This is a genomic window from Streptomyces sp. NBC_00490 (assembly GCF_036013645.1).
In the GTDB taxonomy this organism is placed as follows: domain Bacteria; phylum Actinomycetota; class Actinomycetes; order Streptomycetales; family Streptomycetaceae; genus Streptomyces; species Streptomyces canus_F.
On record NZ_CP107869.1, the window covers coordinates 7,218,167 to 7,238,546 of the forward strand.

Here is a 20,380-nt window from a genome sequence, read left to right on the forward strand (position 1 = left end):
GGGCGAAAACCGCCCGGCGCGCACCCCCACCCCGCCAAACCGGTGCGCCCCCGCCCCCCACCACTCCGCGCCGGACAAACGTCCCTTCACGCCCTCCCCCCTACCGTGGACCCGAAAGCCAACGCACACCCCCAACGCGGAAGGGCCGGGACATGACTTCCACCCACGCCTTCTGGCTCGCCGGGCGCCAGGTCGCCGGCGAGGTCAGCTTCGATGTCAGCTCGCCGTGGGACGGGCGGGTCGTCGGCAAGGTCAGCGTGCCGAGCGACGCCCAGACCGAGGAGGCCGTCGCCGCCGCGTACGCCGTACGGGACGAGTTCGCCGCCACGCCCGCCCACATCCGCGCCGCCGCCCTCGACCACGTGAGCCGCCGCCTCGTCGAGCGCACCGAGGAGATCGCCCAGCTGATCTCCGCCGAGAACGGCAAGCCGGTCAAGTGGGCCCGGGGCGAGGTCGGCCGTGCCGTCTCCGTGTTCCGGTTCGCCGCCGAAGAGGCCCGCCGGTTCAACGGCGGCGAGGCCCAGCGCCTCGACACCGACCTCGGCGGCCAGGGCCGGCTCGCGCTCACCCGCCGCTTCCCGAAGGGCGTCGTCCTCGGCATCGCGCCCTTCAACTTCCCGCTCAACCTGTGCGCCCACAAGATCGCCCCGGCGATCGCGGCCGGTGTGCCGATCATCCTGAAGCCCGCCCCGGCCACCCCGCTCTCCGGGCTCGTCATCGGCGAACTCCTCGCCGAGACCGAGCTGCCGGCCGGTTCCTGGAGCATCCTTCCCGTCCCGAACGACCGGATGCCCGCCCTGGTGCAGGACGAGCGGCTGCCCGTCATCTCCTTCACCGGTTCCGAGAAGGTCGGCTACGCGATCATGGACTCGGTGCCGCGCAAGCACTGCACCCTGGAGCTGGGCGGCAACGGCGCGGCGGTCGTGCTCGGCGACTACGCCTCCGACGCCGACCTCGACTGGGCCGCGACCCGTATCGCCACCTTCTCCAACTACCAGGGCGGCCAGTCCTGCATCTCCGTGCAGCGGGTCATCGCCGACGCGTCGGTGTACGACCGGCTGCTTCCCCGGATCGTCGCCGCCGTCGAGGCCCAGGTCACCGGCGACCCGTCCGACGACAAGACCGACGTCGGCCCGCTGGTCAGCGAGGACGCCGCCAAGCGTGTCGAGACGTGGGTGGACGAGGCCGTCGCCGCCGGTGCCACCCTCCTCACCGGTGGCAAGCGCGACGGCGCCTCCTACGCGCCGACCGTCCTCACCGACGTACCGGCCGACACGACGATCTCCTGCGAGGAGGTCTTCGGACCGGTCCTGACCGTGCAGAAGGTGGACGGCGAGGCCGAGGCCTTCGCGGCCGCCAACGACTCCAAGTACGGCCTCCAGGCGGGCGTGTTCACGCACGACCTCCAGGTCGCCTTCCGCGCCCACCGCGCGCTCGAGGTCGGCGGCGTCGTCATCGGCGACGTGCCCTCCTACCGCGCCGACCAGATGCCGTACGGCGGCGCCAAGCAGTCCGGTGTGGGCCGCGAGGGCGTGAAGTTCGCGATGGACGACTACACCTACGAGCGGGTCCTCGTCCTCACCGGGCTCGCCCTCTGACCCTGCGGGTACATCCGTGCACAGCGCCTCTAGCTAATGGGAACCATTTTCAGCTAAGGTCGTCGCAGCGACGGTGGCTCACCGTCCCGAAGGGGCCCGGCACCGATGCCTTCCGGTGCCGGGCCCCTTCTTTGTGCCGAACTCCTCCGGACCCTCAGCCGGAGAAGCCGGCACGCGCGTGCCGCAGCGGGCCGCGCAGCCTGAGGTGGACGTCGTGCACACCGGAGGCGGTGAGCCCGGTGCGGAGCGTGACGTAGTCGTACGGCCCCGACGTGGGCGTCTTCGGTGACAGCGTCGCGAGCGCCGGGCCACCGTCGAGCGAGATCTCCACCGCGCCCTCGCCCGCCACGGACACCGTCACCTCTGTGACGCCCGCCCCGAAGTCACAGGCCCGGTAGACCAGTTCGGCCACCCCGCCGTTCGCCGGCGTCACCGCGTCGCCGGCCGCCTTCGTCCGGTCGACGATCGCGACACCGCTCTGCTCGTCGAAGTCGGCCCCGTCCAGGCCCCGTTCGACGACGGGGCGCGGCCCGCCCGGCTCGCCGTCCAGGAGAACCGTCGTACGCAGTCGCACATCCTCACTGGACGCGGCCGCCATCAGGTCGTACGGCCCCGGCTCCAGGCGCCACCGGCCGTGTGCCACGTCCCAGAACTCGAAGGCGGACAGCGGGACTTCGAAGGACAGCTCCGCCGTCTCGCCGGGGGCGAGCGTGACCCTGCGGTGGGCCACCAGCTCGCGGCGCGGGCGCGGGACCGAGGGGTCCACGGCGCGGGCGTAGAGCTGGGCGACCTCGTCGGCCGTCACGTCACCCGTGTTCCTGACCGTGAAGGAGACCTGCAACGTCCCGTCCTCCGTGCGGGACGTGAGATCGCCGTAGGAGAAGGACGCGTACGACAGGCCGTGCCCGAAGGGGAACAGCGGGGTGCCCTCGTAGTACAGGTACGTCTGGCGGCCGCCGAGCACGTCGTAGTCCAGCAGGTCGGGCAGGTCGGCGTCGTCGGCGTACCAGGTCTGCGGGAGGCGGCCCGCGGGGGAGACGTCGCCGGCCAGGACCCGGGCCAGCGCGGTACCCGCCGCCTGGCCGCCGTGGGACATCCAGAGCGCGGCCCGCAGCGGGCCCGGCTGGAACGTGTACGGGTAGGCGGAGACCAGGGCCAGCACCGTGTTCGGGTTGGCGGCGCGGGCCGCCCGCAGCAGGCGGTCCTGGTGGGCGGGGAGGGCGAGGGTCCTGCGGTCCTCGGTCTCGCGGCCCTCGATGTGCGGGTCGTTGCCCGCCACCACCAGCACCACATCGGCGTCGGCGGCGGCCCTGGAGACCGCGTCCCTGCCGTGCTCGGCGACGATCAGCGTGAAGATTTCGGGCTGATCGCCGAGTTCCGCGTTTTCATCGGCAACCTTTACTCCGTCGGCGCCGACAGCGACGTGGCGACCCGTGCCGACATGCCTGAGGAGGTGTCCGTTCCCATGGGGTTCCAGCCGGAATGTCTCCTGGACGATCCAGCCTCCGGGCTGGTCGGCGGAGGCGCGCACATAGCCGTCCTCGGCGACCGAGAGATAGCGGCCGTCGGGCGCGCGCAGGGTCAGCACGCCCTCGCCCCAGTCGACCAGGGCGAGCTCGGTGCCGACCGCGTGGGTGGTGAGCGGCGGGAGATCCGTGCGGCCCGCCAGCAGCGCGGGGTCGAGGGCACCCTCGGCGCCGCGCACCTCGTCGTCGGCGTTCGCTTCGGGCACGTGGAGGAAGGTTCCGTCGGACGTCTTCAGCAGGACCCGGTCCACGCCCTCCGCGAACTCGATCCGGTCGGCGCCGAACCGCTCGTACAGGCCCTCCAGCGGGGTGGAGCGATGGATCAGCGTGCCGCTGTACCAGTCGAGCTTGCACTCGTCGGCGAGCAGACCGACCACGGCGAGCCGGGTGTCCGGGGCGAGCGGCAGCACACCGTCGTTGCGCAGCAGGACGACCGACTGCTCGGCCGCCTCCTGCGCGAGGGCGCGGTGGGCCGGGGTGTCGAAGTCCCGGGTCAGCGCGTGCGGGTCGTACTGCGGGTCGAACTCACCGAGGCGGAAGCGGACCGAGAGCTGGCGGCGGACCGCCGTGTCGATGTCGGCCTCGGTCAACAGGCCCTGTTCGTACGCCTTCCTGACCCGTCCGGTGATCTGCGAGCTGTCGGTGCCGTGGTCGGTGAAGCTGTCGACGCCGGCCAGGAGCGAGGCCGCGGTGGCCTCCTCGTGGGTGTCGTAGTAGTGCTCGTGATCGACCAGGTTGGAGGGCGCGCCCGCGTCCGAGCAGACGAGCAGATCCTCGTCCGTCCAGGTGCGCAGGTGCTCGCGCAGATACGGACTCACGTGGTTCGGGCGGCCGTTGACCAGGTTGTACGCGGGCATCACCCCGGCCACCGCGCCCGCCTCGACGGTCTCGCGGAAGGCGCGCAGGTCGTACTCGTGCAGCACGCGCGGGCGGACCGAGCTGGACGAAGTGGCCCGGTCCGTCTCGTTGTTGTGGGCGAGCCAGTGCTTGAGGACGGGGGCGGTGCGCCAGTACGTCGGATGGTCGCCGCGCAGCCCGCGGGTGTACGCGACGGCGATCGCCGAGGTGAGCTTCGGGTCCTCCGAGTAGCCCTCCTCGTTGCGGCCCCACAGGGGGTGGCGCAGGAGGTTCACCGTCGGGGACCAGACGTTGAGGCCGATGCGGTCGTCGCGGGCCCGCATCGCGCGGACCTCCTTGGAGACGGCCTCGCCGACCCGTCGTACGAGATCGGTGTTCCAGGTCGCGCCCAGGCCCACCGCCTGCGGGAACACCGTCGCCGGGCCCATCCAGGCGACCCCGTGCAGGGCCTCCTGGCCGGTGCGGAAGGCGCCGACGCCGAGCCGCTCGACGGCCGGGGCGAACTGGTGCAGGAACCCGATCTTCTCGTCGAGGGCGAGCCGCGACAGCAGATCGTCGATGCGCTTCGCGAACGGCAGATGCGGATCGCGGAAAGGCGGCGTGGGCGGCGGCTGTGCGGTCACGTGGGGTTCCCCTTGGAGTGGAGCGGTCGAGCCCTTTCGAAGCGCTTCGATGCTCATTCGACATTGGGGTGGGTGTCAAGGGAGCAGCGCCATCACTTCAAGCGGTGCATAAGAAAAGGTCGCCTCCCCTGCCTCCGAGGAATATTGGGAACGACTCTTGTGCACCCACAGGGCTTCACTTAACCTCACAGCAACATCGAAGCGCTTCGACTACACGGTGACCGTAGACGTCGAAAGAACGCTTCAGCTCAGCCAGTTCCACTCAAGACACCGCAGCCGACGGCTCCTCCGCCGGGTGTCCTGGTGCGCCATGAAGGGTTGACGCAATGACGCCGAACGCCGCCGCCCCCTCCTCTGGTCCTTCCGGTCCCAGCCGGAGAAGCTTCCTCGCCTCCACCGCGGTGGCCACCGCAGCGGTGGCGGGCGGGGTGCCGCTGCTCTCCGCCTGCGGCGGTTCGGACAGTGGCTCGCGTGACGGCACCACGTCGGGCAAGGACGCGAAGAAGATCCTGCCGGCCTATGTGGCGAGCAACGTGGTGAAGCCGGACATCCCGTCCAAGAACGGCTCGTCGATGGGCTTCACCGCCAAGCTCGACGTCGCCACGCTCAAGACCTCGGTGCCCAAGAAGCTCGGCAGCGGCGGCAAGGTCACCATCATGTCGCCGTTCTGGGGCTCGCCCCCGAAGGGCAACAACCCCTACTACACGTCGATGAACGACCTGATCGGCGTCGACGTCCAGTGGCGGAACCAGGACGGCAACACCTACGACCAGAAGCTCGGCGCGGTCCTCGCCTCCAGTGACGTCCCGGACGTGGTGGTCATCCCCGGCTGGAACATGATGGGCAAGATACCCAGCGCCATCGCCGGCAAGATGGCCGACCTCGGCCCGTACCTGTCCGGCGACAAGATCAAGAAGTACCCGAACCTCGCGGCCATCCCCAGCGGCGCCTGGCAGCGCTCCATCTTCGGCGGCAAGCTGATGGGCCTGCCGATGCCCGCCTCGGAGATCCAGAACATCGTCCCCCTGTACCGCCGGGACATCTTCGACAAGGAGGGCTACGAGGTCCCGCGGTCCGCCGACGAGTTCATGGCCCTGTGCAAGGACATCACCAACGCCCGGGCCAAGGTGTGGGCCTGCGGCGACATGAAGTGGACCGCGATGAACACCTTCGGGGTGTTCAGCGGCGGGGAGAAGCCGCTCTGGTGGGACATGGTCGACGGCAAGCTGGTCAACCGCGTCGAAACCCAGGAGTACCTCGAAGCCATCGAGTGGACGCGCAAGCTGTTCGCCGCCGGAGTCGTCCACCCCGACTTCAAGCTGGGCAAGAGCCAGGCGGTCGACCCCGCCCCCAAGTTCGCCGCCGGCGAGTTCCTGATCTGGAACAACAACGTCGTCAACTGGTACGGCCAGCAGGCCTCCCTGGCCACCCAGAACCCCGACGTCAAGGTCTGGGGCATGGACGTCTGGGGCCACGACGGCGGCAACCCGACGCTGTACGCCCAGAACCCGGCCGGCATCTTCGCCTTCGTCAGCAAGAAGGCCTCCGAGTCCGTCATCCACGACGTGCTGGCGGTAGCCAACGTCACCGCGGCGCCGTACGGCACCAAGGAGTGGATGATGACCAACTACGGCGTCGAGGGCACGCACTACACCGTGAAGGACGGCGTGGCCGTCAAGAACGACAAGGGCAACAACGAAGTCGTCAACGCCTATGTCATGGTGGCCAGTCCCGCCCCGACCACCGCGCACCCGGACCTGCCGGACTACACCAAGGCCATGGTCGAGTGGGAGCAGCGGATGGGTGCCTTCACCAAGAAGACGTCCTTCTGGGGCCTTCAGGTCACGGAGCCCTCCCGCTACACCAACCTCGCCAACAACTTCGAGCAGCTCGAGGACGACATCATCCGCGGGCACAAGAAGATCAGCGACATGCAGCAGGCCGTGTCCGACTGGAAGGGCCAGGGCGGCGACAAACTGCGCGACTGGTACAAGAAGCTGCTCGACGAGAACGGCACGGCGGCGAGCTGACCGGGCTCTGAGGCAAGGAGAACAACCGTGTCCCACAGCACGGTGCCTCGGAGCAGCGCCGAGGCCGGCACACCGGTGAAGACCCCGGTGGCGTCCGAGGACGCCACCGTCGCCCGCAAGAAACAGGGCTCGGGCAAGCTGAGCCTCAAGCTCAGGTTCAGACGCGACCGCACCCTGATCCTCATGACGCTGCCTGCCGTCGTGTTGGTCCTGGTCTTCAACTACCTGCCGATCCTCGGCAATGTCGTCGCCTTCCAGGACTACGACCCCTACATCAGCGACAACGGCATCGTCTCCATCCTGCACAGCCCCTTCGTGGGCCTGGAGAACTTCCAGCGGATGTTCGAGGACTCGGCCTTCTGGAACGCGGTCCAGAACACCCTGGTCCTGTTCTTCGTCCAGCTGGTGCTGTTCTTCCCGATCCCGGTCCTGCTTGCGCTGCTCATCAACAGCGTGGTCCGGCCCCGGGTCCGCGCCGTCGCGCAGGCGGTCCTCTACCTGCCGCACTTCTTCTCCTGGGTCCTGGTCATCGCCGTCTTCCAGCAGATGTTCGGCGGCGCGGGCATGCTCTCCCAACTGCTCAGGCAGAACGGGTACGACGGCCTCAACATCATGACCAACCCGGACACCTTCGCCTTCCTGATCACCGCGCAGAGCGTGTGGAAGGACGCCGGGTGGGGGATCATCGTCTTCCTCGCCGCGCTGTCCTCGGTCTCCCCGGACCTGTACGAGGCCGCCGCGATGGACGGAGCCGGGCGCTGGCGCCGCATGTGGCACGTCACGCTGCCCGCCCTGCGCCCGGTGATCGCCCTCCTCCTCGTGCTGCGCGTCGGTGACGCTCTGACCGTCGGGTTCGAACAGATCCTGCTGCAACGTGACGGCGTCGGCACGGGCGCGGGGGAGGTCCTCGACACCTTCGTGTGGTGGAACGGCGTGCGCAACCAGGACTTCGGCTACGCGGCCGCCGCCGGTCTCGTCAAGGGCGTGGTCAGCATCGGTCTGGTCCTCGCCGCGAACAAAGTGGCCCATCTCATGGGCGAGCAGGGGGTGTACAAGAAGTGACCACCGTCATCGACAAGCCGGCGAGCAAGCCGCGCCCGTGGGCCGCACCTCCGCGTCCCGCATGGGAGGAAGAGCCCTCGAAGGCCGGCCTCGCGAGCAAGGGTCTCGTCCTGGCACTCGCTTGCCTGGCGGTCCTCTTCCCGCTGTGGATCGTGGTCGTCACCAGCCTGTCCTCACGGAAGACCATCGACGAGGCGGGCGGCCTCGTGATGGTGCCCAAGGACATCACCTTCATCGCCTACCAGGAACTGCTCAGCGGCGGCCAGGTCACCCGTGCCACGCTCGTCAGCATCTTCGTCACCCTGGTCGGCACGCTGTTCTCGATGTCGGTGTCCGTCCTGTGCGCCTACGGTCTGTCCCGCAGCGGATCCCTCGCCCACCGCGGGATCCTGATGACGCTGCTGGCCACCATGTTCTTCAGCGCCGGCCTCATCCCCACCTACCTGCTGGTGCAGTCCCTCGGCCTGACGGACAGCTATCTCGCGCTGATCCTGCCGAGCGCGCTGAGCGTCTTCAACATCCTGGTGCTGCGCGGCTTCTTCATGGGGATCTCGCAGGAACTCATCGACAGCGCGCGCATCGACGGCGCCGGGGACTTCCGGGTCCTGTGGCAGATCGTCATGCCGCTGTCGCGGGCGGTCCTCGCCGTGATCACCCTGTTCTACGCCGTCGGGTACTGGAGCGCCTGGTTCAACGCGTCGCTCTACCTGAACGACCAGGACAAGATGCCGTTGCAGAACGTCATGATCCAGCTGGTGCAGAAGCAGGAGGCACCGGTGGGGCTCAGCCAGGCCATCAGGACCGGGCAGCTTTCGGGGCTGGCGATCCAGATGGCGGTCATGGTGATGGCGCTGCTGCCGGTGGCCGTGCTGTCGCCCTTCGTCCAGAAGCACTTCAAGAAGGGCATGCTCACGGGTGCGGTGAAGGGTTGAGCCGCGCCTCTTGAGCAGGGGGCTTCGGATCGTCGGCGGCTGCTGGTTCGTTGTGGCTGGTCGCGCAGTTCCCCGCGCCCCTAGGTAGGTCTAACTCCCCTCATCCCTCAGAGCGAGGCTTGTCATGCGTACGTTCAACCTGAGCCGTCGTGCCGTTCTTGCGGGGTCCGCTGCCGCGGCCGCGCTCACCGCTCTTCCCGTCGGGCAGGCGCAAGCACACGCTGCTGAGGCCGTCGGCTCCTCCTACCGATGGCGCAACGTCTTCATCGGTGGCACCGGGTTCGTCACCGGGGTGCTCTTCCATCCCTCCGTCCGTGGGCTCGCCTACGCCCGTACCGACATCGGCGGCGCATACCGATGGGACGACAGGGCCGCCGCCTGGATCCCGCTCACCGATCACCTCGGGTGGGACGACTGGAACCTCCTCGGGGTGGAGGCCATGGCCGTCGACCCCGCCCACTCGAACCGGGTCTATCTGGCCCTCGGGACCTATGCGCAGTCCTGGGCGTCCAACGGAGCCGTGCTGCGGTCCGACGACCGCGGTGCCACCTGGGCCCGAACCGACCTCACCGTGAAGCTCGGGGGCAACGAGGACGGGCGGGGGACCGGCGAGCGACTCCTCGTCGACCCGCGTGACAGCGACACCCTCTGGCTCGGGACCCGGCACGACGGGCTGCTCAAGTCCACCGACCGGGGCGCCACGTGGGCCGCCGCCACCGGCTTCCCCGGCACCCCGAGCGCCTCCGGGCAGGGGGTCACCCTGCTCGTCGCCGCCGGGCGCACCCTCTACGCCGGCTGGGGGGACTCCGACGGGAGCGCCGCCAACCTGTTCCGCACCGCCGACGGGACGACGTGGCAGGCCGTGCCCGGACAGCCTTCCGGTGCGGCAGCCAAGGTGCCGATCCGGGCCGCGTACGACCGCTTCACCCGGGAGCTGTACGTGACGTACGCCAACGCTCCCGGCCCCAACGGGCAGTCCGACGGCAGTGTGCACAAGCTGTGCACGGCCAACGGGAAGTGGGCCGACGTGAGTCCGGTGAAGCCCGGCGGCACCACGAGTGACGGATCCGCCGACACCTTCGGGTACGGAGGGGTCGCCGTGGACGCGCGACGGCCCGGCACCCTCGTCGTCTCCACCAACAACCGGTGGGCCGCCGTCGACACCGTGTTCCGGTCCACCGACGGCGGCCGTCACTGGACGTCCCTCAAGGACTCCGCCGTCCTCGACGTGTCGCAGACCCCCTATCTCAAGTGGGGAGCGGACGCCCCCAAGTTCGGCTGGTGGATCCAGGCGCTCGCCCTCGACCCGTACGACTCCCGGCACATCGTCTACGGCACCGGCGCCACCCTCTACGGCACCCGGGACCTGAAGCACTGGGCGCCGCAGATCCGGGGCATGGAGGAGACGTCCGTGCGGCAGCTGATCTCGCCCCCGGCCGGGGAGGCGCATCTGATCAGCGGGTCCGGGGACATCGGCGTGATGTACCACGAGCGGCTCACCGCCTCGCCCTCACGCGGCATGGCCACGAACCCCGTGTTCGGATCGGCGACGGGACTCGCACAGGCCGCGCGGAAGCCGGCGTACGTCGTCCGCAGCGGGTGGGGCGACCACGGCAACGGTGCCTACTCGAACGACGGCGGACAGACCTGGGCGCCCTTCGCGGCCCAGCCCTCCCTCGCCAAGGACGCACCGGGGCCGATCGCCGTCAACGCCGACGGCAGCGTGCTGCTGTGGGTCTTCGTGCACTGGGACGGCACGAAGTACCCGGCCCACCGCTCCACGGACAACGGGGCCACCTGGACCGAGATCTCCTCCTTCCCGAAGGGCGCCACGCCGGTCGCCGACCCGGCCGACCCGACGCGCTTCCACGCGTACGACACCGACACGGGAACGCTGCACGTCAGCACCGACAGCGGCCTCACGTTCACTCAAGGTGCGACCGGGCTCCCCTCCGGGGACAGCCAGTTCGAGCTGGTCGCCGCGCCCGGGCGGTCCGGGGACCTCTGGCTGAGCGGGAAGGGGAACGGGCTCCACCGGTCCACCGACGGGGGCCTGAGCTTCGACAAGGTCGCCAGCTGCCGGGCCTCGCACACCCTCGGCTTCGGCAAGGCCGCCGCCGGGGCCGACTACCCGGCGATCTACATGGTGGGCTCCACCGAGAGCATCACCGCCGTCTACCGGTCCGACGACGAGGCGAAGACCTGGGTGCGGATCAACGACGACCAGCACCAGTGGGGGTGGACCGGCGAGGTCATCACCGGGGACCCGCGGGTGTACGGGCGCGTCTACCTCGCCACCAACGGGCGCGGCATCCAGTACGGGGAGCCGGTCTGATGCCCGGCCTCGGCGATGTGACGCGCGGCCGCATCCTCTTCGGCGGCGACTACAACCCCGAGCAGTGGCCCGAGGAGACCTGGCACGAGGACGTCCGGCTCATGAAGGACGCCGGCGTCAACTCCGTCACCCTCGGCGTCTTCTCCTGGGCCATGCTCGAACCCCGGCCGGGGGAGCGGGACTTCGGCCGGCTCGACCGGCTGATGGACCTGATGCACGAACACGGCATCGGCGTCGTCCTCGCCACCCCGACCTCCTCACCCCCGCCCTGGCTGGGACATCTGCACCCCGACACCCTGCCCGTCGACCAGGACGGCCGCACCGAGTGGTGGGGCGGCCGACAGCACTTCTCGCACTCCAGCGCGGTCTACCGCCGCTACGCCGCCGCCATCACCGAGGACCTCGCCGCCCGCTACGGCAACCACCCGGCCCTCACCATGTGGCACATCAACAACGAGTACTGCACCTACGACTGGGGCCCCGAGGCCGCCGCCCGCTTCCGCCGCTGGCTCCAGGACCGGTACGGCACGCTCGCGGAACTCAACGACGCCTGGGGCACCGCCTTCTGGAGCCAGGGCTACGGCGACTGGGCCGTGGTGCACACGCCCCGGCACGCCCACTACCTCAAGAACCCCGCGCAGGTGCTTGACTTCAAGCGGTTCACCTCCGACATGCTCCTGGAGTGCTACATCGCCGAGCGGGACATCGTGCGCCGGCACACCCCGCACCTGCCGGTCACCTCCAACTTCATGCCGCTCTGGTCCGGGCAGGACGCCTGGCGGTGGGCCGAGGAGGAGGACGTCGTCTCCGTCGACCTCTACCCCGATCCGCGCGACCCCTACGGCCCCCAGGCCGGCGCCCTCGTACAGGACATGACCCGCTCGCAGGCCCGCGGGCCGTGGATGCTCATGGAGCAGGCCGCCGGACCGGTCAACTGGCGGGGCGTCAACCACCCCAAGCCGCGGGGCCTCAACCGCCTCTGGTCCCTCCAGGCCGTCGCCCGTGGCGCGGACGCCGTCTGCTACTTCCAGTGGCGGCAGTCCCGGCAGGGCGCGGAGAAGTTCCACTCCGGGATGGTCAGTCACGCGGGGGAGCGGGGCCGGACGTATCAGGAGGTCAAGCGGCTCGGCGCGGAACTCGCCCGGATCTCCGGCGAGGTGACGGGCAGTCACACCGCGGGCGACATCGCCGTCCTGCACGACTGGCACTCCTGGTGGGCCGGCGCCCACGAGGGCCGTCTCTCCACCCAGGTCGACTACGCCCAGGTCCTCACCGCCTGGCACCGAGCCCTGTGGGAGGCCCACCTCGCCACCGACTTCGCCCACCCCGAGCACGACCTGAGCGCGTACAAGCTCGTCGTCGTCCCTCAGCTGTACTCCCTGAGCGACGCGGCGATCGACAACCTCCTCGCGTACACCCGGCAGGGCGGCACCCTCGTCGCCGGCTTCCTCACCGGCATCGCCGACGAGGACGACCGGGTGCGGCCCGGCGGTATGGACGGACGGCTGCGGGAGCTGTTCGGCATCCGCACCCTGCACGAGTGGTGGCCGCTGGACGCGGGGGAGGAGGTCGAGTGCGACGGGTTCCGCGGAACGCTGTGGTCGGAGGAGATCGAGAAGGACGCGGACGCGACCGCCGAGGCCGTGTTCAAGGGCGGCGAACTCGACGGGCTGCCGGCGGTGCTCCGCAAGGGGCGGGCGCGGTATCTCGCGACGCTTCCCGAAGCGGAGCGACTGCGCGCGCTCCTCGCACAGTTCGCGTCCGAGGCGGGCGTCCGCCCGGTGCTCGACCGGCTCCCCGCGGGCGTCGAGGCCGTACGCCGCGGTGACCTGCTCTTCGTCCTCAACCACTCCCGCGAATCCGTGACCGTCGAGGTCCCCGGCACCCACCACGACCTGCTCACGGGGACGACCGTCACGGACGAGTTGACCTTGGACCGGTACGGCGTGGTGGTGTTGCGCCCATGAACGTGTACGTGAACCCGGACACCGACGTGGTGCACCGCACCTGGGAACCCCGCCCCGCCGCCCGCTGGGAGGACGGCTTCCTGAGTGGCAACGGCCATCACGGCGCCCTGGTGTTCGGCGAGCCGGGCGATGAGCGGGTCGTCGTCACCCATCACACCCTCGTCCGCCCCAACGGCGCCGAACAGGCCCGCCCACCCGAGCTCGCCGCCGGACTGCCCGCACTCCAGGACCGGTTGCTGGCCGGAGAGACGGCCGCCGCGGAGAGCTTCACGGACGGGCGGGACCTCCAGTGGGTGCAGCCCTTCCATCCGGCCTTCCAGGTGCGGCTACGCAGCGTGCCCGGCAGCACCACCCGGAGATACAGACGTTCCGTCACCTTCACCACGGGCGTCGTCCACCATCGGTACGAGTGCTGGGGCAGCCGCGTCTTCGTCTCCCGCGCCGACGACGTCATCGTTCAGCAAGTCGTCGCCGCCGACCTCGACATCTCCCTGGACCACCACCTCCCGGGCGCCCCGAAGGACCTCGGCGTCGGCCACGGCGCCGTCCTCACCCCCGAGGGCGCCCTGCTCACCCTGCGCGCCCGCTACCCCGGCAGCGACCGCGCCTACACCGGCGTCACCCTCGTCCTCGTCACCGGCGGAACCACCACGCTCACCCCGCCCGGACTGCGGATCACCGGCGCCGAGTCGGTGCTGCTGCTGACGCGTGTACTGCGGCACACCGGCGAGCTCGACGTGCTGGAGCACGCCCGTGCCCTGCGCGAACTCGCACCCGAGCACGAAGACCCGTTCACCTTCCTTCTCGACCGCCACACCGCCCTGCACCGCACCGCCTACGAGCGGGTCACCCTCGACCTCCACGCCGGCCCCGCCGAACGTGCCCTCCCCGGCTCGGAGTTGCTCGACCGCACCGAGAGCCCCGCCCTCCTGGAACGCCTCTTCGCCGCCGGCCGCTACCACCTGCTCTCCGCCAGCGGCCTCTTCCCGCCCCGCCTGACCGGCCTGTGGACCGGCGACTGGGACACCGCCTGGTCGGGAGCGTTCACCAACGACGCCAACGTCAACCTCCAGACCGCGTCCGCGGCGGCCGCCGCCCTGCCCGAAGTCACCGAGGCCCTCGCCTCCCTGATCCACGGCCAGCTCGACGACTGGCGGGACAACGCCCGCGCCGTCTTCGGCGCCCGCGGGGTGGTCGCCCCGCCGCACAGCGACGGCGAGTCGGGGCTGACGTACCACTTCAGCCGCGAATACCCGCTGCACCTGTGGACGGCCGGCGCCGACTGGCTGCTCAAGCCGCTCGTCGACCACGACGAGACCCGCGGCGAGCGCGACCCGCGCACCGCCGCCGTGCTCGCCGAAGTCGCCCTGTTCTACGAGGACTTCCTCACCCGCACCGACACTGGCGGGAACCTCGTCGTCGTCCCCTCCTACTCACCCGAGAACCGGCCCGCCAACGGCAGTTGGGGTGCGATCAACGCGGCCATGGACCTCTCGGCCGCCCGGCACGCCCTGCACACGGCGGCCGACTACCACCCCGAGTCGGCGGAGCGCCGGCGAGCCCTCGCCGACCGGCTCCCGCCCCACCGGATCAACGACGACGGCGCCCTCGCCGAATGGGCCTGGCCCGGCCTCGACGACACCTACGACCACCGCCACCTCAGCCACCTCTACGGCGTCTGGCCGCTCGACGAGATCACCCCGTACGACACCCCCGACCTCGCCGCGGCCGCGCACCGCGCGCTCGAACTCCGGGGCGCCGAGAACGACTCGGCCCACGGCCACCTCCACCACGCCCTCGTCGCCGCCCGGCTGCGCGACGGCGAACGGGTCGCGCACGCCCTCGGCCAGGTCCTCAAGGGCGACTTCTTCCACGCCTCCCTGATGAGCGCGCACTACCCGAACCGCGACGTCTACAACGCGGACGCCGCACACACCCTCCCGGCCGTGCTCATCGAGATGCTCGTGCAGTCCACGCCGGACCGGCTGGTCCTGCTGCCGGCCCTCCCGGCGGCGTACCCGTCAGGCGAACTCAAGGGCGTCCGCACCCGGTTCGGGGCGGAGCTCGACCTCAGCTGGACCCCGCAGGAAGCGACCGCGGTGCTACGCCCCACCCGTACGCACCGCATCGAGATCCGGACTTCCACCGGCGCGCGGCCGCTCGACCTCGTCGCCGGAGAAGACCACGTCCTCCCGCTTGGGGCGTGGTAACCACCCCCGCATTTCCCCCCACCCATGGAAAGGGACACCATGGCAAAGAGCACACTGCGCAAGATCACCATGGCGATTCTGGCCCCGGCGATGGCCCTCGGCGCCACCGTCGGCCTCGCCTCCGCCCCCGCCTCGGCCGCCGTCTGGAACTCCTGCGACCAGTGGGGCAGCACCAGCCTGAACGGCTACACGCTCTACAACAACATCTGGGGTTCCGGCGCCGGCAGCCAGTGCATCTGGGCCAACTCCGGCACCAACTGGGGTGTCTGGGCCGACCACCCCAACACCGGCGGCATCAAGTCCTACCCCGACTCCAAGAAGGTGATCAACAAGACGATCACCTCCCTCGGCTCGCTCTCCAGCAGCTACAACGTCACGGTCCCGTCGTCCGGCGCGTACAACACGTCGTACGACATCTGGGACACGGACTACGACTACGAGATCATGCTCTGGGTCAACTACAACGGAGCCGTCGGTCCGCTGGGCACCTCGCAGGGCAACGTCACCCTCGGCGGCCACACCTGGACCGTCTACAAGGGCAGCAACGGCGCCAACGAGGTCTTCTCGTTCCTGCGCACCTCCGACTCCACCTCCGGCACGGTCAACGTCCTGCCGATCCTGAAGTGGATCAAGGACACCAAGGGCTGGTTCGGCAACGAGACCATCGGTGACGTGCAGTTCGGCTACGAGATCACGTCCTCGTCCGGCGGGCTGAACTTCACGACCAACAACCTGACGGTCAGCAGCAGTTGAGCGGGCGGGGTGGGGTGTCGCACGGGATCCGTGCGACACCCCACCCCTGATCGGCACCCACCCCCCACCGATCTCGGACACGCGTGTGCGGCCGGTCCCTCCCCTATGGGGACCGGCCGCACCGGCGCGTCTACTCCGCTACGGGCAGGCGCGCCCCGTCCCGCAGGAACAGCGGGATACGGTCCAGCGGGGCGTCGACCGTCACGGTCGTGCCGCCCTCGTACGTCTCACCGGTCCACGCGTCCGTCCAGGTCGCGCCGGCCGGGAGATAGGCCGTGCGGGCCGTCGCGCCCGCCGTCAGCACCGGGGCCACCAGCAGGTCGCCGCCGAAGAGATACGCGTCGTCGACGGACCAGGCCGCGTGGTCCTCGGGGAACTCCAGGAACAGCGGCCGCATGGGCGGCAGGCCCTCCTCGTGGGCCTCCCGCATCACCTGGAGGACATACGGCTTCAGCCGCTCGCGCAGCCGCAGATACCGCTCCAGGATCGCGCCGGCCTCCTCGCCGTACGACCACACCTCGTTCGGACCGCCGGTCATCTCCGGGCCCAGCGGCATACCCGGGTCGCGGAAGCCGTGCAGGCGCATCAGCGGCGACAGGGCGCCGAACTGGAACCAGCGGACCATGACCTCGCGGTACGCCTCGTCGTCCGGGTCGCCGCCGTGGAAGCCGCCGATGTCGGTGTTCCACCAAGGGATGCCGGAGAGCGCGGTGTTGAGGCCGGCCGCGATCTGGCGGCGCAGGGTCGGGAAGTCGGTGCCGATGTCGCCGGACCACAGAGCGGCGCCGTAGCGCTGACTGCCCGCCCACGCCGAGCGGTTGAGGGTGATGACCTCCTCGCCCTCGGCCGTCAGGCCCTCGTGGAAGGTGCGGGCGTTCTCCGCCGGGTAACTGTTGCCGACCTCCAGGCCCGGGCCCGCCCAGTAGCGCAGGTTCTCCGAGAAGCCCGGCTTCAGCTCCGGCTCGCAGGCGTCCAGCCAGAAGGCCGTGATGCCGTACGGGATCAGGTAGTTGTCGCGGACGCGCGACCACATGAAGTCGCGGGCCTCGGGGTTCGTGGCGTCGTAGAACGCGACCTGGACCGTGGAGGCGACCTCCTTGTCCGGCCAGTCGGCGTGCGCCATCGGGCCGTACTGGGTGCCGATGAAGTAGCCGCGCTGCTCCATGAGCTGGTGGTTCTCGCTCAGCGGGGACACCGACGGCCAGACGGAGACGACGAGTTTGATGCCGAGCTCCTCCAGCTCCCGCACCATGGCGCCCGGGTCGGGCCACTCGCTCAGGTCGAACTTCCAGTCGCCCAGGTGCGTCCAGTGGAAGAAGTCGCAGACGATCGCGGAGATGGGCAGGCCACGGCGCTTGTACTCCCGTGCCACGGCGAGGAGTTCGTCCTGCGTGCGGTAGCGCAGCTTGCACTGCCAGAAGCCCGCCGCCCACTCCGGCATCATCGGGGTGCGGCCCGTCACCGCGGAGTAGCGGCGCTGACCGTCGGCCGGGGCGCCCGCGGTGATCCAGTAGTCGATCTGACGGGCCGAGTCGGCGACCCAGCGGGTGCCGTTGTGCGCGAGCTCGACCCGGCCGATCGCCGGGTTGTTCCACAGCAGGGTGTAGCCGCGGCTGGAGCTCAGCACCGGGATGCCGACCTCGGCGTTGCGTTGCACCAGGTCGAGGACCAGGCCCTTCTGGTCGAGCCTGCCGTGCTGGTGCTGGCCGAGGCCGTACAGCTTCTCGTCGTCGTACGCGGCGAAGCGCTGCTCCAGCCGGTGGTGGCCGTTGCCGACGGCGGTGTAGAGGCGGGAACCGGGCCACCAGAAGTGGGCGCGGGCCTCGGCGAGGAGCTCGGCGGAGTCCTCGGTGCGGAGGAAGCGGACCAGGCCCTCGGCGTCTATCTCGACGGTGAGCGTGCCCACGGTCAACTGGCCCCGGCCGTCCTCGATCTTGATCGTGGACGAGGTGGCGGGCGGGCTCTCCAGCAACGCGCCCGGCAGCCCCTCGAGGATCGGCCCGCCGAGCCGCGACCGGACCCGGACCGCGTCCGGACCCCACGGCTCGATGCGGAGCGTCTCCTGGCGGCCGCTCCACTCCAGGCCGCCGTCCCGCTCACGGAACGTGCCGATGGTGGGAGACGACTGCGCGAGGCTGACAGCGCCCTGCTGGGGCTGATTTTCGGCAGGCTGAGTCACGAGGGGTGCTCCTGGAGGCGAGTGGAGACAGGTGGTGCCCCAGCGGGGCCGCTCGGGCTGCTCGGTGCGGAGGAACAGAGGGGTTCGTCAGAGCGCCGACGGCGCGGGTCCCGTACTCGTCCGGACGGTCAACTCGGGCGCGATGAGCACGACTTCGTCCTTGCCGCGGCCTTCCAGCTTGGCCACGAGGCGTTCCACGGCGTGCCGGCCCATGTCCTGTGCGGGGATGGCGACCGAGGTGAGCCGTACCGAGGCCTGGGTGGCGACCTGGTCGGGGCAGACCGCGACGACGGACACGTCCTCGGGCACGGCGCGGCCCTGCTGGCGCAGCAGGGCGAGCAGCGGCTCGACGGCCGACTCGTTCTGCACGACGAAGCCCGTGGTGCCCGGACGCTCGTCGAGGATGCGGGCGAGGGTCACGGCCATCGCGTCGTAGCCGCCCTCGCAGGGCCGGTGCAGCAGGCGCACACCCAACTCCTGGGCCCGGGTGCGCAGTCCGTCCAGGGTGCGCTCGGCGAAGCCGGTATGCCGTTCGTACACTGCCGGGGCCTCGCCGATGACAGCGATGTCGCGGTGGCCGAGCATCGCGAGGTGCTCGACACACAGGGCGCCGGTGGCCCGGAAGTCGAGGTCGACGCAGGTCAGTCCCGAGGTGTCGGCGGGCAGGCCGATGAGGACGGAGGGCTGGTCGGTGCCGCGCAGCAACGGCAGCCGCTCGTCGTCGAGTTCGACGTCCATCAGGATCATCGCGTCGGCGAGCCCGCTGCCGGTGACGCGGCGCACGGCGTCGGGGCCCTCCTCGCCGGTGAGCAGCAGGACGTCGTAGCCGTGCAGCCGGGCCGTGGTGGCCACCGCGATGGCGATCTCCATCATCACCGGCACGTACATGTCGGTGCGCAACGGGACCATCAGCGCGATGATGTTGGACCTGCTGCTGGCCAGGGCGCGGGCGCCCGCGTTGGGGTGGTAGCCCAGCTCGCGGATGCTCTGCTCCACCCGGTGCCGGGTGGCGCCGGAGATGGACCGCTTGCCGCTGAGGACATAGCTCACCGTGCTCGCCGAGACTCCGGCGTGCTGGGCGACCTCGGCGAGGGTGACCATCCAGCTCTCCAAGCTTTGTGAAGCGCTTCGACAGTGCGCAGTACGAACAAGGGCGGGTGAGGGTGGTTCGACAGTAGCTCCACCGGAGGTGGGTGTCCATAGGCTGTCGAAGCGCTTCGACATCGAGTTGGTACGGGCTCCCCTTCGGGCCTCCCGGCGGCTGTTCCGGGGTGTGGGGTTCCTCCCTACCATGGCCGATCGCGGGGGGCCACGGAACGGAATCGGCAGAGCCCGGCCGGCGGATCGGCCCGGGGGCGGCCCACACCACCCTCCACGGCAACCTTTGACGCCCCGGCGCCCACTGAGGGGACGCAAGCGATCACCCCCTTCGTGAGGACCCGCCCCATGCAGCACCGCCGCCGCCCCCGCCTCTCCAAGAAGGCGAAGACTCTCGTCTCCGGCACGGTCGCGCTCGCCGCGGCCGTCGGCGTGACCGTCGCGCAGGCGGACGAGTCCGGCAAGAAGTGCACGGACTTCGACACCGTCACGCTCGGCAAGTACTACGTGAACAACAACGTCTGGAACCGGGAGAAGGCCACCGGCACCCAGTGCGTCTGGGACAACTCCCGGTCGGGGTCGACCATTTCGTGGGGCACGGACTACAGCCTGGCCAACAGCGGCACCGGCAAGGACCACGACGTGAAGTCCTACGCGTCCAGCGTCCTCGGCTGGCATTGGGGCTGGAAGGTCGACAAGGCCGCCACCGGTCTGCCGATCCGCGTCGGCGACCGCAAGCCGGTGAAGACCGGCTGGGAGTTCACCGTCAGCTCGAACCCCGGCGTCATGAACGTCGCCTACGACCTGTGGCTGCACGACAAGAACACCGCGGACTGGCAGGACCAGCCCACCGACGAGGTCATGATCTGGCTCAACCGGCAGGGCGGCGCGGGTCCCCTCGGCGGCAAGTACGGATCCGTCAGCCTCGGCGGCGCCATGTGGGACATCTACCAGGGCGACATCGGCTGGAAGGTGTACTCCTTCGTCCGCCGCACCAACACCACCAAGGCCACGCTCAACCTGGACGACTTCACCCAGGCCCTCGTTCGGCGCAAGCTGCTGAGCAACGAAAAGTACGTCTCCGGCATCGAGTCCGGCACCGAGGTTTTCAAGGGCACCGGGCGCCTTGACACCAAGGCGTACTCCGTCAACATCGGCTGAACGGCCGCGTCCCAGGGGTGGTGGGCACGCTCGGTATCGGGTACATAC

General features: G+C 70.2%; 12 protein-coding genes. 9 read left to right on the forward strand and 3 right to left on the reverse strand.

Annotated elements, in window-relative coordinates; genetic code table 11:
* Window positions 1-152 precede the first annotated feature (152 nt).
* Window positions 153-1,598, forward strand: a complete 1,446-nt coding sequence (locus OG381_RS33155) for an aldehyde dehydrogenase family protein (protein WP_327719676.1) — start codon at window positions 153-155, stop codon at window positions 1,596-1,598.
* A 154-nt stretch (window positions 1,599-1,752) separates the two neighbouring features.
* On the opposite strand, the gene OG381_RS33160 is transcribed toward OG381_RS33155, so the two are convergent.
* On the reverse strand, window positions 1,753-4,605 hold the full coding sequence (locus OG381_RS33160; RefSeq protein WP_327719677.1) for a glycoside hydrolase family 3 C-terminal domain-containing protein: 2,853 nt from the start codon (window positions 4,603-4,605) through the stop codon (window positions 1,753-1,755).
* Between the two features lie 326 nt (window positions 4,606-4,931).
* Between OG381_RS33160 and OG381_RS33165 the strand changes: the two genes are divergently transcribed.
* The 7 genes from OG381_RS33165 to OG381_RS33195 all read left to right on the forward strand — a co-directional run bounded on the left by OG381_RS33165 (window position 4,932) and on the right by OG381_RS33195 (window position 15,894).
* Window positions 4,932-6,635: an extracellular solute-binding protein gene (locus tag OG381_RS33165; protein WP_327719678.1), complete on the forward strand. Its 1,704-nt coding sequence runs from the start codon at window positions 4,932-4,934 to the stop codon at window positions 6,633-6,635.
* Between the two features lie 27 nt (window positions 6,636-6,662).
* Window positions 6,663-7,697 (forward strand): ABC transporter permease, encoded by a 1,035-nt coding sequence (locus OG381_RS33170; RefSeq protein WP_327719679.1) that lies wholly within the window; start codon window positions 6,663-6,665, stop codon window positions 7,695-7,697.
* Window positions 7,694-8,629 carry a carbohydrate ABC transporter permease gene (locus OG381_RS33175; RefSeq protein ID WP_327719680.1) on the forward strand — a complete coding sequence of 312 codons (936 nt, stop codon included), beginning with the start codon at window positions 7,694-7,696 and terminating at the stop codon, window positions 8,627-8,629. The genes OG381_RS33170 and OG381_RS33175 overlap by 4 nt, the downstream gene beginning before the upstream one ends.
* Before the next feature lie 124 nt (window positions 8,630-8,753).
* Entirely contained in the window at window positions 8,754-10,964 is a 2,211-nt protein-coding gene (locus OG381_RS33180; RefSeq protein WP_327719681.1) for a 1,4-beta-glucanase, read from the forward strand.
* Entirely contained in the window at window positions 10,964-12,931 is a 1,968-nt protein-coding gene (locus tag OG381_RS33185) for a beta-galactosidase (protein WP_327719682.1), read from the forward strand. Before OG381_RS33180 ends, OG381_RS33185 begins: the two co-directional genes overlap by 1 nt.
* Entirely contained in the window at window positions 12,928-15,141 is a 2,214-nt protein-coding gene (locus OG381_RS33190; protein ID WP_327719683.1) for a glycosyl hydrolase family 95 catalytic domain-containing protein, read from the forward strand. Before OG381_RS33185 ends, OG381_RS33190 begins: the two co-directional genes overlap by 4 nt.
* A gap of 39 nt (window positions 15,142-15,180) precedes the next feature.
* Window positions 15,181-15,894: a glycoside hydrolase family 12 protein gene (locus OG381_RS33195; protein WP_327719684.1), complete on the forward strand. Its 714-nt coding sequence runs from the start codon at window positions 15,181-15,183 to the stop codon at window positions 15,892-15,894.
* Window positions 15,895-16,024: 130 nt separating this feature from the next.
* Here the strand turns inward: OG381_RS33195 and OG381_RS33200 are convergent, their stop codons facing one another.
* Window positions 16,025-18,073 (reverse strand): glycoside hydrolase family 31 protein, encoded by a 2,049-nt coding sequence (locus OG381_RS33200; protein ID WP_327719685.1) that lies wholly within the window; start codon window positions 18,071-18,073, stop codon window positions 16,025-16,027.
* Window positions 18,074-18,160: 87 nt separating this feature from the next.
* A complete protein-coding gene (locus tag OG381_RS33205; RefSeq protein ID WP_327719686.1) occupies window positions 18,161-19,174 on the reverse strand; it encodes a LacI family DNA-binding transcriptional regulator in 1,014 nt (337 codons plus the stop codon).
* Window positions 19,175-19,519: 345 nt separating this feature from the next.
* Here OG381_RS33205 and OG381_RS33210 point away from each other — a divergent pair, with 345 nt between their 5' ends.
* Window positions 19,520-20,332, forward strand: a complete 813-nt coding sequence (locus tag OG381_RS33210) for a GH12 family glycosyl hydrolase domain-containing protein (RefSeq protein ID WP_327719687.1) — start codon at window positions 19,520-19,522, stop codon at window positions 20,330-20,332.
* Window positions 20,333-20,380: the final 48 nt, after the last annotated feature.

Coding starts and splice junctions, on each gene's coding strand:
- OG381_RS33155 (WP_327719676.1), top strand. CDS start 153: ATGACTTCCACCCACGCCTTCTGGCTCGCCGGGCGCCAGGTCGCCGGC.
- OG381_RS33205 (WP_327719686.1), bottom strand. CDS start 19,174: ATGGTCACCCTCGCCGAGGTCGCCCAGCACGCCGGAGTCTCGGCGAGC.
- OG381_RS33165 (WP_327719678.1), top strand. CDS start 4,932: ATGACGCCGAACGCCGCCGCCCCCTCCTCTGGTCCTTCCGGTCCCAGC.
- OG381_RS33185 (WP_327719682.1), top strand. CDS start 10,964: ATGCCCGGCCTCGGCGATGTGACGCGCGGCCGCATCCTCTTCGGCGGC.
- OG381_RS33190 (WP_327719683.1), top strand. CDS start 12,928: ATGAACGTGTACGTGAACCCGGACACCGACGTGGTGCACCGCACCTGG.
- OG381_RS33210 (WP_327719687.1), top strand. CDS start 19,520: ATGCAGCACCGCCGCCGCCCCCGCCTCTCCAAGAAGGCGAAGACTCTC.
- OG381_RS33195 (WP_327719684.1), top strand. CDS start 15,181: ATGGCAAAGAGCACACTGCGCAAGATCACCATGGCGATTCTGGCCCCG.
- OG381_RS33180 (WP_327719681.1), top strand. CDS start 8,754: ATGCGTACGTTCAACCTGAGCCGTCGTGCCGTTCTTGCGGGGTCCGCT.